The organism is Paenibacillus sp. SER-28 (assembly GCF_052906305.1).
In genome coordinates, this window is the sequence record NZ_JBRECM010000002.1 from 224139 (window position 1) to 236650 (window position 12512).

The following is a 12512-nucleotide window of genomic DNA, read 5'->3' on the forward strand; positions in this document are numbered from 1 at the left end:
CTTCAGAAGAAGCCGAACTCCGTACTGTTAGGTTTGTCGTAGCAAACCTTAATGGCGTAGCATGGTTTAGATGAAAAAGAACCTTCAACACCACTTTATTCATGGTTTTGAAGGTTCTTTTTTTCATCTTGTTGACAACCTCTTGTGATTATGGAAAATTCATGATTAGCAATTATCCTGATTCCATTAGATTGGGTTATTCAAGTCCTGAGTGTCAGGACTTATTCTCTTATTTCCGGGTGTTATCTGCTAACAAATCGCAGAATGCTTTTCCGTAAGGTGGAAGATCAGGCGGCCGACGAGCAGATACAATATGTCCATCCGTTACAACTGCCTCATCCTTCCAAATAGCTCCTGCATTCTCCATATCATCACGAATACCTGGTGTGGAGGTTACCGTAACACCATCCAAAATTTTAGCAGAGATCAGTACCCAGCCTGCATGGCAGATTTGTCCAATCGGCTTATGAGCAGCATGAAACTCCTGTACGAGTTGAATTACTTTGGGATAGCGGCGCAGTTTATCAGGTGCCCAACCGCCAGGGACGAGAATCCCGTCATAATCACTGCTATTCAGTTCCTCAAAGGCATATTCCGCTTCAGCAGGTACGCCATATTTTCCAATATATTTTTTACCCTTTTCCGCACCGGCTAAATGCACTTCTGCGCCTTCTTCACGAACACGGTAAATCGGATACCACAGCTCCAGATCCTCGAATTCCTCATCCACTAGGGCGATAATCTTTTTTCCAGCAAGTCTTGACATCCAACCATCCTTTCGTGCGTCACATGATGACACCTCTGTTTTGTAATCTGTACTTTTACATCTTAAGAAAAAGAACGCCCGAAGTCCATTCCTTCGCAGATTCTTATGTTAGTAGTCTGCTCTTTGACAGCAATTGTCGTCATTTTCTGACCCGCCAAAGCTTTGGTAATTTGTTCATAGCTGCAATCTGTGGAAGGATTTGAGGTCCCAAAGTCGAAATAAAACAAGGTATGATAGATTTAATGGAGTTAACAAATATTTATTAGACTAGTAGATAGGTATATTTGGATTCTGACGAGGTCCTCGTATAGTTTGATCCTACGTAATGGGGTGGTTATATGCATAAGCAATGTCAATGTGGCAAACCGATGGGGCTGGAACTGCGAAAGGTAATCTATGCGGGCAAGGTTGAAATTTTGCACGTCCCTGTATTCTCATGCTCGTCATGCTTTTCCAGTGAGGTTTTGCAGCATGTGACGAAAGACATTAAGACACTATTACAAAGTCTAGGGAGCAAACCTACAGCACGGAGAATATCTTTTGCTCGCAACAATGAACTGGCAGAAATCATTCGCAAGCTTGTACTGGAGGAAGCGGACAATCCCAATGTGGATTGGCAATCTGCTTTGGAGGAGCGGATGGAGCTTCGAATTAATCTCTTATTGGATCTTTATCGCTATGCGAGAAGTCTGGGAGACGAAGATTGGATGAATGATGTAGAGAGAAAATTGGTTCAATTATCCGGTTTTACCAGTAAATCGGTATTTACGAATACAAAAAACTAAAAAATATGAAAATTTTCATGGTCACCATTGGATTTTACATGTTCTTTTTGTTACGATGAGAATAGGCCATACGACAAGACACAGAAAGGAATGTATATCCAATGGCGACGATGACAAAAATGACTACTGTTCAACAATTAAATACGGCTCTGGAAGCGTCATCAGACAAGCCGTTGCTTCTCTTTAAACATAGCACACGTTGTCCGATAAGTGCAGGCGCATATCAGGAAGTGGAGTCCTATTTGCATGGCGCTCCCAACGAAAATATTGAATACGGTATCATTTATGTAGTAGAAGATCGGCCGGTGTCCAATGAAACCGCGGACAGGCTTCAGGTGAAGCATGAATCCCCGCAGGCCATTTTAATCAAGGACGGAGAGGCTGTTTGGCATACATCCCATTCGAATATTACAGCCCGTGCACTCCACGATCATCTCACATAGATAAATGTGTGCTGTCGTTGCATAAAGTAGTATTTTGTCGTATCATGGTTCTAATTAGTTGATCTAGGATTCGGTTGAAAATTTATTGGCAATGGAGAGAAGGAATGTGACGGTAACGATCTATGATGTAGCTCGCGAAGCTGGTGTCTCAATGGCCACAGTGTCCCGCGTAGTTAACAATAATCCTAATGTGAAACCTCAGACCCGCAAGAAAGTGTACGAAGCGATTGAACAATTGGGATATCGTCCAAATGCGGTCGCTAGAGGTCTGGCCAGCAAGAAGACAACGACCGTCGGCGTGGTTATACCGGATATATCGAACTCAATTTTTGCAGAAATTGCGCGCGGTATTGAAGATATAGCGAATATGTATCACTATAATATTATTTTGTGTAATGCCGACAAGCGAAAAGAAAAAGAGATTCGTGTCATCAACACATTGCTTGAAAAGCAAGTGGATGGTCTTCTGTTCATGGGTGGTACAGTAACGGACGAGCATATTCAGGCGTTCCATACAGCTGCGGTCCCTATTGTTCTATGTGCAACGAGTGATGAAAAAGGAAGCTATCCTTCGGTCGATATCGACCATGAAGCCGCTGCTTATGATGCAGTAAACACGTTGATCCGCCATGGACACCGTCAAATCGCAATGATCAGTGGTACTCTTCAAGACCCTGCAAACGGCTATGCACGTTTCCAAGGTTACAAGAGAGCACTGGAAACAGCCGGAATTGATTATCAGGAGGATCTCGTGCGAATCGGGAACTACCGTTATGAATCCGGTGTCGAGGCAATGAAATATTTTCTCGGCCTAAAGAAGAAGCCAAGTGCGATTTTTGCTGCTACGGATGAGATGGCAATTGGTGCGATCCACAGTATTCAGGATGAGGGATTGAAAGTTCCTGATGATTTTTCGGTAATCAGTGTCGACAATATTCGTATGGCCTCTATGGTTCGTCCTCAGCTGACAACCGTCGCGCAACCGATGTACGATTTGGGTGCGGTAGCGATGCGTTTGCTGACCAAGCTGATGAAAAAGGAAAACGTGGAGAACCCTCGCGTTATTTTGCCGCATGAAACTATTTTGCGGTTGTCAGTTAATTATTTAGACTAGACGCAGTGCTGAATAGGATATACCTTCGATGAAAGCTCCTTTGATGGAGCTTTTTTCGCGGATATAAAGCTTCTTATGGACATCATCATCAAACCAAGAATAGAGGGATGCGTAATGAGCCGACTTTACGGATTAATGGGTGCTATGGATGAAGAAATTGAATTGCTGCTGGCAGCGATGACGGAAGCAAGCAAGACGGTCAAGGCTGGAATCACGTACACTACAGGAATCATTCACGGGCAAAGAGTCGTTGTCTGCAAATCCGGTGTAGGCAAGGTTAATGCTGCGGTAACAACACAAATCCTGATTGATCATTTTGGTGTAGAACAGATTATATTTACGGGAGTGGCAGGGGCCGTTCATCCCGATTTAAACATTGGGGATATTGTCATCTCATCAACATGTATGCAGCATGATATGGATGTAACGCCTTTGGGTTATGCCAGAGGGGTCATTCCTTATCAGGACACCTCAGAGTTTGTGGCTGATCCCGAGCTTGTAAGTCTAGCTGAGCAAGCCTGCAAATCATTTGGCGATCGTTATATTGTCGGCAAGGTACTTTCTGGCGATCAATTTGTTGCAAGTCGTGAGTTAGTGACTGCATTGCATCAGGAAATGGACGGTGCTTGTACCGAAATGGAAGGTGCAGCTGTGGCTCAGACAGCTCATATGAACGCTGTGCCTTATGTTGTCCTACGGTCTATGTCGGATAAGGCTGATGGATCGGCTCACGTTAATTATGCTGAATTTACGGTAGAAGCTTCACATCGTTCGCATCGTATTGTGGAGTTCATGCTCAAGCATTTGGGCTAATGGTATAATTTTTTAATACATGAATCTTCGGACAAACCGGATATGATCAAACTGCTCCTGTGATGCAAGGGGCACATCCTTTCCCATTCGTACCATCAGACAGTTAGCAGGATGTGAGCATATTTCAGGATCATCCGTGGCGTACCAGACCATATCTACAGTTTTCATCAGACGTTCCATCATGCGGCGGTATTCCCATACGGAAAGACCGCTGCCTTTTAAATCCCAATGCCAATAGTATTCGGTCGTAAAAATAATATAAGATTCAAGCTGGCCGTCCTCAAAGGCAATCCGAATCATTCGGCTACCCAGGCCCAGACCACGATAGTCATCGGCTACCTCAACAGCTCCAAGTTCCAGTAAATCCTTCATGCCAGCTTCCGACCAGCGCTCCATCTCATCTGGGTAATGAAAAGTAACATATCCCAGGAGAGTTTCCCCGTTGTGGGCAATGATAATTCTGCCTTCTGGCAGTTCCGAAATATCCACTAATGCATCGAACTGTTCCTTTGGTTTGCGAAAGGCATCTAATTGCTTGTGCATTTGAAATGAACGCAGTTGATCCGCGGATACGGGGCCTTCTACATAGATTGTTTGTCCGTTATGATCCAGCGTATCCAAGTGGTACAGTTTTAAATGCTGCATGCGTACGCCCTCCTTGTTCGCCATAAGCTCGTTCCTCATATCCCCTACTTATAGCAAAAAAACAATTAAATGAAAAGGATGGTCGTCACATCCTGACCTATGATATACTGTTTTAGACATAAAATGTTCACAATTTAAATCAATCAGTAAACCAAAGGACTTCATCTGCTTTATTGATTTTGTAAGCGTTATCTTGTTCTGTGTGATTCTCATTAATCTATTGTGAGGAGGCTGAACGTATGAAGTTTGAAGAACTCCAGACTGTAGTTCCCACATCCAACATGGGCCCGTATGAACAAGCTTACAACAACTTTCAGTGGGAAGATGCAGAGCGTCATTTTACGTGGTATGAAACAGGCAAGGTAAATATGGCACATGAAGCCATTGATCGACATGTACAGGAAGGACGAGGGGAGAAAGCGGCACTATTGTATTGTGACGCAAACCGTCATGAAACCTACACCTTCTCTCAGCTTCGTGCTAGCTCTAACAGGTTCGGAAATGTGCTTCGCAAATACGGTATTGGTAAAGGGGAGCGGGTGTTTATTTTCATGCCGCGTTCACCCGAGCTGGTTATTAGTTTACTTGGTGTTCTAAAGGTAGGGGCTGTTGTCGGTCCATTGTTTGAGGCGTTTATGGAAACTGCGGTTAAGGATCGATTGGAGGATAGTGGGGCAGCAGCATTAGTGACCACACCTGCGCTTCTGTCACGGGTAAAACGTGAGGAGCTTCCTGAGCTGCGACATATTTTTGTGGTTGGTGATATGGATGAACGAGAGCAGGGAATTATCGATTTTGAGACAGAAATGCTCACATCCTCAGAGGAACTTGAGCCAGAATGGTTGAATCGTGAAGATGGATTAATTATTCACTATACATCAGGCTCAACAGGCAAGCCCAAAGGCGTGTATCATGTGCAAAATGCAATGATTCAGCATTACTATACTGGGAAAATGGTGCTGGATTTGCGGGAAGATGATGTGTATTGGTGTACTGCTGATCCTGGCTGGGTCACGGGAACATCATACGGTATTTTTGCTCCATGGCTAAATGGAGCGACGAATGTCATTCGTGGGGGGCGTTTCAGCCCGGAAGACTGGTACCGCACGATTGAGCGTCACGAAGTGACCATATGGTATAGTGCTCCTACAGCGTTTCGGATGCTGATGAGCGCAGGGGAGCAGATTGTTTCCAAATATGATCTTAGCAGTCTGCGGCATGTTTTATCCGTTGGGGAACCGCTGAATCCAGAAGTGGTGCGATGGGGATGGCAAGTGTATACACAACGCATTCATGATACTTGGTGGATGACGGAAACAGGAGCACAGTTGATCTGTAATTACCCTGAGCTGCCGATCAAGCCGGGTTCGATGGGAAAGCCACTCCCAGGTATCCAGGCTGCTATTTTGGACGACAGAGGGCAGGTGTTGCCTCCTAACCGGATGGGCCACTTGGCGATCCGTACACCATGGCCATCCATGATGAATCGTATATGGAACAATCCGAACAAGTTTCAGGAATATTTCCGCTTTCCTGGTTGGTATGTATCGGGTGATTCAGCTTACATGGATGAGGACGGATATTTCTGGTTTCAGGGTAGGATTGATGATGTCATTAACTCCTCCGGGGAGCGCATCGGCCCTTTTGAGGTGGAGAGCAAGCTTCTGGAGCATCCTGCTGTAGCGGAAGCAGGAGTCATTGGAAAACCAGATACCGTGCGGGGAGAGATTATCAAAGCTTTTGTTGCACTGCGTGAAGGCTATGCACCGTCTGAAGCTTTAAAGCAGGACATCTATCGCTTCGTTAAGGAAGGGCTGTCTGCTCATGCTGCTCCACGCGAAATTGAGTTTAAGGAAAAGTTACCCAAAACCCGTTCCGGTAAAATTATGAGACGCGTGTTGAAAGCCTGGGAGCTTAACCTTCCTACAGGTGACTTATCCACCATAGAGGATTGAAGTGCTCTGCATATTAGAATTAAAAAAGGGAGTCTCCAAAGCCTTAATGGCTAAGGGGACTCCCTTTTTGTTAGGGTGAATCTCATCTTCACCCAACCTATCACTTTCTGCTTTTGTCTTCAGTTATGGACGGACGGCTCCGGAAGGAGCCGATTCCCCCATGGCATTCATGGAAGTGACACGAAACCAGCCTTTTGGCTTTTTCCCCGACTTATATTCAAAGCTGGTAGATGCGGTAGAGCCTATGTTTGTAAAAGGCTCCGCACCGTTTTCGCTGTAATACACGTTATAGCCTGTAATAGCGTCCCCAGACTTACCTGCGCTCCATTGGAGCGCTACGGATGAGCCAGCGGCTTTAGCTTGAGGCTGTCCAGGGGCAGTAGGAACCTCTGTAGGCTGCGCACCTGTTCCACCTCCCTCGCCCGGAACGTTTGGAGACTCAGAATCTGCAGGTGGCACCACAGGTGCTGCGCTTGCTTTCGTGCTTGGCCCGGACTCATGACCGCCCACATCAACGGCAGTCACGTAGTAGCTGGAGCTGCTGCCTCCAGGGCTGTCAGAAAACACCTTGGAGCCGTCAGCCATAACGACCTTGCCAAGCCGTTGGAAGCTACCCCCATCTGTAGAACGATACAGACGGTATCCTACGACGTCGCTGTTTCCGCTTGGGCTAAAGCTGATTATGGCTTTACCGTCACTATAGCTTACGTTGACGCTAGATGGAGCGTTAGGGGCTGCTCCATCGTCCTTGCGTGGATCAATCTGAGTAGGAGCTTCCTTATCTGCATCCTGAGGCAGATAATAGGACAACGAGTTATGTCGTCTCATCACCTTAAAGGCTTGCTGAAGCTCTTTAATCAATTCTGAGATTGACTTTTCCCGTTTCCTAACGGTCCGTTCATATAACATATCATCCGGTGTACCATCGCGTGGAATATAATTTACACCTTGGTAGGTAATATATTTCGCACGGCTCACACCATTTTCACTGTTTTTAGGTGGATACTTACTGTTATAAATGTCCGAACCATACGCGGATGCTGTACGGCTTACAATGCCGTCAGGTCTCTTGAAGCTGTCCGTTTGGAACAGCTGAGCATCCTTAGCTGTTACTTCATTCATGATTAGGGCCCATAAGCGGCGAGCCCGCTCTTTTTGGACTTTCGTTTCAAGCTTATTGACAGGTTGCTTGTAACCAACCCATACACCCAGTGTGACGTCAGGCGTAAAGCCCTCGAACCAAACATCAGTGTAGGATTGCGTAGTGCCTGTCTTGCCGGCAATCGGAATCTTACCGGATTGATCAAAGTTCCGCTTCACCAGTCTGCCTGTGCCTTCCGACACGGCTGTACGCAACATATCTGTCATCAGGTAGGCGGTTTGCGGTGAGAAGGCCTGCACAGGATTAGGCTGATGCTTATATACAATATTGCCTTGCGAATCCACAATCTTTTCGATCATATAGGCATCATTAAACACACCGCCATTTGGAATGGCTCCATATGCATTCGTGAGTTCCTCGACGGTCACCCCGTGGGCTAAGCCGCCAAGTACACCCGTTTGGGCGTTGTTATCACTAGATTCCAAGGTGGTGATACCCAGTTTTTTAGCAAAAGCCCAAGCATTGCTAATCCCTACTTTTTCGTTAAACAGCTTGAGTGCTATCGTATTTAGCGATTGATTCAGTGCATAACGCGCCGTGACCAATCCTTGATAGCGGTTGTTAGAATTTTTCGGAATGTGATATCCATTACTGCCATCTTTCAAAATAATAGGGGCATCATCCACGATACTACCAGGCTGCACAAGACCGCTGTCCAATGCAGGGAGATAGGCAGCAATCGGTTTCATTGCCGAACCCGGCTGACGTACCATCTGGGTGGCATAATTCATCTGCTCCTTTTGGAAGTCCCGACCTTCCATCATTCCAAGAATGGCGCCTGTTTTATGCTGAATCAGAATAGCCGCTGCTTGTTCGTCACCCTTGGTTTTACTAGTGGCAGAGAAGTTGTTTTTATTTTCTGCAATTTGACGCATAGATTTGTATACGCTCTTATCAATGGTGGTGTACACCATATAACCGCCTGTGCGAAGCTGCTGTTCGGCTTCTTTGAGTAAATCGTTATCATCCTTTGTCTTGGTATCTGCACTGGCATTAGCTGCTTGACCCGGATTGGTGACAGACATGAGTGCCTGCGCAGCTTGTCGTTCTGTTTCCATCATAAGGTATGGATAGGTGTTATAAGCTTTAACAGTGCGTGGTGCGAGAGATTTTTTGATATCAAAAGCCATCGCTTCATCATACTGTGCTTTATTGATTTTGTTCTCCTCCAGCATTCGACTGAGTACCAGGTGCTGGCGGTTGATGGCTCTTTTAAAGCCAGCTTCATTAAACTCACCCTTACCGTTGAAAGCAGAATAAGAAGAAGGAAGCTGTGGCAAACCTGCTAGATAGGCAGCCTGGGCTATATTAAGCTCGTTCAGATCATTCTCATTAAAGATACCTTTGGCCGCTGCTTTAATGCCAAAGACGTTGTAACCGCTTGAACCATTACCAAAAGGTACTTTATTGAGATAGGCCGTAATAATTTGTTGCTTGCTTAGGAAGCGCTCAAGGCGCAGAGAAAGCAAAATTTCTTTGACCTTGCGGTCATCCGTGCGATCGAGATTTAGAAAGACACGACGTGCAAGCTGCTGGGTGAGGGTACTACCCCCGGTTTGTACGGATTCATGCAGCGCCTTTTGCTTCACAGCACGCAGCGTTCCCGACAGATCGACACCTTTATGCTCGTAAAAATGATTATCTTCAATGGCAATGACTGCGTCAATGACGAGTTGTGGAATCTCCTTAAACGTGACAGGTCTTCGATCTTCTTCTGTCCGAAGTTGTCCGATGGGAGAGCCATCATTGAAATAAGCGAAGCCTGTGATTGCATTCTTATCTACTTCCTGTAGGATCATGGATCTGGAACGCACGGGTTCGCTTTTTACAATAGAAGCAACATAGCCGGCGGCGGCTCCTCCTGCAAATAGTGCCCCCATAAAACCGATGATGACGACCCACTTTATGACACGGCCGAGCCTTCGCATGGTTGTCCGCAAGCGGGAAGGCTTTGGCTCTGATACATTGTTTTTTTCTTCAACCATTAAGTCTTCCTCCTTTATAACAGCCATTATTATAGCATAAAATTACAAAATGAACCCATATGCTAAAAAGCCTGTCTTTTGGTGTCGTTGACTACATAAAAGCAGTGTGTTATAAATAGGTCAAAGTAAATATCGTGAAAAGCAGAGAAAGACTTCAGTAGAAGGCGGATTCACGTTGTACAGAGAGCCGATGGGTGGTGTGAATCGGTAGCGTCCCTCCTTTGAATTACCGTCTGGAGCTGTCTGGATGAATGGAAAGCATTTGCAGATTTGCGAAGCTGCCATAGTAATCCAGTACCGGGTGTAGGCCCGTTATAGGAATGAAGTGAAAGAAATGTCTGTCTTTGACATGCGTTTCTTTAATTAGGGTGGTAACGCGAGCAGCTCCTTCTCGTCCCTTGGGATGAAAGGGGCTTTTTGGTTTGTTTAATATGTTATATTTTGGATGAAAAATAGGAGGTATACAGGATGAAGTGGGAAGAATTGAAGCCGGAGCAACAGGTAGAGGTCGAGCGACAGCTAGAGGTGATACGTCGTGGAGTAGCGGAAATTGTACCGGAGGATGAGCTGAAGCGTAAGGTTATTAAATCGGTCGTTAGCGGCGAGCCACTCAAAATTAAGCTGGGTCTAGATCCGTCTGCGCCCGACATTCACATCGGACATACGGTTGTTATGCACAAACTGCGCCAGTTCCAGGAATTAGGCCATCAAGTGCACCTGATTATCGGAGATTTTACAGGCAGAATTGGTGATCCGACAGGTAAATCGGAAACTCGTAAGCAACTGACTGAGGAAGATGTACAGCGTAATGCACAAACGTACAAGGAACAAATTTTTAAAATTCTCGATCCTGAAAAAACAAAGGTATTCTACAATTCCGAATGGTTAGGGCCAATGTCTTTTGCTGATGTAGTCACCCTGTCGGCCAAAGTAACGGTTGCCCGTATGTTGGAACGGGATGATTTTACAAAAAGGTACCAAAACGGATTGCCGATCAGCATCCATGAGTTCTTTTACCCGCTGATGCAAGGCATGGATTCCGTGGCTCTCCAAAGCGATATTGAATTGGGGGGGACGGATCAGAAGTTTAATCTGCTAATGGGCAGAACCCTGCAAAAAGAATACGGAGTTGAGCCGCAGGCTACGATTACATTACCATTGCTTGAAGGGCTGGATGGCGTCCAGAAGATGAGCAAAAGTTTGGGGAACTACATTGGTGTTGATGAGGAGCCGAACGAAATATACGGGAAGTCCATGTCCGTTCCTGACGAGCTGATGCTGAAATATTTTGAGCTTGCAACGGATATCAACAACGAGGAGCTGGCAGAGCTGGCGAAAGGTGTTAAGGACGGCTCAGTGCATCCACGTGATGCCAAAATGAAGCTGGCTGGAACGTTAGTGCGCATGTACCATGGTGAAGAAGCAGAGGAAGCAGCGAAGCAGCATTTTGTGACCGTATTCCAGCAACGTGCGCTGCCTGACGATATTGAAGAGTTCACCTTGACGGCTGATCAGCTAGAAGAAGGTGGCATTCGTGTGATCCAGTTGCTGACTCATCTGGGCTTTGCAGCATCTAACGGTGAAGCCAAGCGCAGTATTCAGCAGGGTTCGGTCAAAATTAACGAAGAGAAATGGACCGATGTCAACGAAGCATACACGCCGAAGGAAGGCGACATTGTGCAGGTAGGTAAACGGAAATTTGCTAAAATCAAGCTTGGATAATGAAAATATATTCAAAAGCAGCGCTGAGATTGTATCGATCTCAGCGCTGCTTTTTTATTTCTGCAAAGTGAAAAGTCATGGTAAACTTAGCACAAATAATCAAACATGTAGGTAAAGAGTTATACATAATGAAAACGTGGGTTGCACAATTTGGGTGTAGGATCGATAACCAAAACAATTACAAGTGCGGGGAAGGATTATATGGACTACTTTAAACGAATTCAGTGTGCGATTGAGTTTATTGAATTGAATCTCCGGGAGGATCTAAAAATTGCCGATATTGCTTCACAGGCATGCTTTTCAGCTTTTCATTTCCAGCGGGTTTTTCAGGCCATTTCGGGTTTTACGGTTCAACAATATATAAGAAGGAGAAGATTGTCCGAGGCGGCTGAACAGCTAAAACAATCCAATCAAAAAGTGTTGGACGTTGCTATTGAGTATCAGTACAACTCACAAGAGGCTTTTACCCGCGCTTTTGAAAAGAATTTTGGGATCACCCCTGGGAAGTATCGTAACGGTGATATTGAGCTTCCTGGGCAAAGTAAAATCAATTTTCTGGACTACCAAAAAAATACGATGGGGGATTTGGATGTGAATAAGCCGGTGATATTGCAGCTCGAAACGGTCAAAATTGTAGGATATGAATATAAAACAAACCTGAATAATGAGCAGCACTATAAAGAAATCCCAGGATTTTATGGACACTTTGGAGCAAATGAATATTTTATGTGTATCCCGAACAAAATTGCACCGGGAATGTCATATGGGGTTGCCTGTCGATTTGAAGACAACGGTGCATTTTCATTTGTGGTGGGCGAGGCAGTTGAAAAAGAGTCAAAAGAACTGGCAGAGGGTTTCATATATATTGAGATTCCAGCAGGGAAGTATGCTGAGTTTGACGCTTCGGGTTCAGATGGACGGGTTCAGAATATACGAGACTTTATCTATGGCACATGGCTTCCTAATTCTAATTTTGAACGGAGGGAGGGGCCTGATTTTGAAATTACGGACGTGATGAATTCCTGCTATCCAGATCATTTGAGTATGAAGGTATACATCCCCATTGAATAAAACCCTCAGGCTCGATGCATAGAGAATATAAAAAAGCACCCGAATAAATTC

10 protein-coding genes and 1 other annotated feature are annotated in these 12512 nt (G+C 45.4%); of the genes, 7 read left to right on the forward strand and 3 right to left on the reverse strand.

The genetic code is table 11. From position 1 onward, the window contains the following. Positions 1-229: 229 nt before the first annotated feature. The gene (locus ACUYLD_RS06380) at positions 230-766 is read right to left on the reverse strand and encodes a type 1 glutamine amidotransferase domain-containing protein (RefSeq protein WP_446674636.1); all 537 of its coding nucleotides are present in this window, start codon (positions 764-766) and stop codon (positions 230-232) included. A gap of 338 nt (positions 767-1104) precedes the next feature. Here ACUYLD_RS06380 and ACUYLD_RS06385 point away from each other — a divergent pair, with 338 nt between their 5' ends. The 4 genes from ACUYLD_RS06385 to ACUYLD_RS06400 all read left to right on the forward strand — a co-directional run bounded on the left by ACUYLD_RS06385 (position 1105) and on the right by ACUYLD_RS06400 (position 3921). Further along, positions 1105-1551 (forward strand): hypothetical protein, encoded by a 447-nt coding sequence (locus tag ACUYLD_RS06385; protein WP_446674637.1) that lies wholly within the window; start codon positions 1105-1107, stop codon positions 1549-1551. A gap of 101 nt (positions 1552-1652) precedes the next feature. Then, positions 1653-1994, forward strand: coding sequence for a bacillithiol system redox-active protein YtxJ (gene ytxJ / locus ACUYLD_RS06390; RefSeq protein ID WP_061828995.1), 342 nt, complete (start codon positions 1653-1655; stop codon positions 1992-1994). Positions 1995-2100: 106 nt separating this feature from the next. Beyond that, positions 2101-3108, forward strand: coding sequence for a catabolite control protein A (gene ccpA / locus ACUYLD_RS06395; RefSeq protein ID WP_061828996.1), 1008 nt, complete (start codon positions 2101-2103; stop codon positions 3106-3108). A 114-nt stretch (positions 3109-3222) separates the two neighbouring features. Continuing rightward, a complete protein-coding gene (locus tag ACUYLD_RS06400) occupies positions 3223-3921 on the forward strand; it encodes a 5'-methylthioadenosine/adenosylhomocysteine nucleosidase (protein WP_061828997.1) in 699 nt (232 codons plus the stop codon). Positions 3922-3933: 12 nt separating this feature from the next. On the opposite strand, the gene ACUYLD_RS06405 is transcribed toward ACUYLD_RS06400, so the two are convergent. Further along, positions 3934-4566 (reverse strand): GNAT family N-acetyltransferase, encoded by a 633-nt coding sequence (locus ACUYLD_RS06405; protein ID WP_061828998.1) that lies wholly within the window; start codon positions 4564-4566, stop codon positions 3934-3936. 239 nt (positions 4567-4805) lie between these two features. On the opposite strand from ACUYLD_RS06405, the gene acsA reads away from it, so the two are divergent. Further along, a complete protein-coding gene (acsA, locus tag ACUYLD_RS06410; protein WP_446674638.1) occupies positions 4806-6521 on the forward strand; it encodes an acetate--CoA ligase in 1716 nt (571 codons plus the stop codon). Positions 6522-6644: 123 nt separating this feature from the next. Here the strand turns inward: acsA and ACUYLD_RS06415 are convergent, their stop codons facing one another. Continuing rightward, complete coding sequence (locus ACUYLD_RS06415) at positions 6645-9668, reverse strand: transglycosylase domain-containing protein (RefSeq protein WP_446674639.1); 3024 nt, start codon at positions 9666-9668, stop codon at positions 6645-6647. Between the two features lie 135 nt (positions 9669-9803). After that, positions 9804-10070, forward strand: a binding site (T-box leader). Between the two features lie 66 nt (positions 10071-10136). Between ACUYLD_RS06415 and tyrS the strand changes: the two genes are divergently transcribed. Together tyrS and ACUYLD_RS06425 are read left to right on the forward strand one after the other, a co-directional pair. Next, on the forward strand, positions 10137-11390 hold the full coding sequence (tyrS, locus tag ACUYLD_RS06420) for a tyrosine--tRNA ligase (protein ID WP_446674640.1): 1254 nt from the start codon (positions 10137-10139) through the stop codon (positions 11388-11390). A 201-nt stretch (positions 11391-11591) separates the two neighbouring features. Then, on the forward strand, positions 11592-12461 hold the full coding sequence (locus ACUYLD_RS06425) for an AraC family transcriptional regulator (RefSeq protein WP_254349993.1): 870 nt from the start codon (positions 11592-11594) through the stop codon (positions 12459-12461). The last annotated feature ends 51 nt before the right edge of the window (positions 12462-12512 follow it).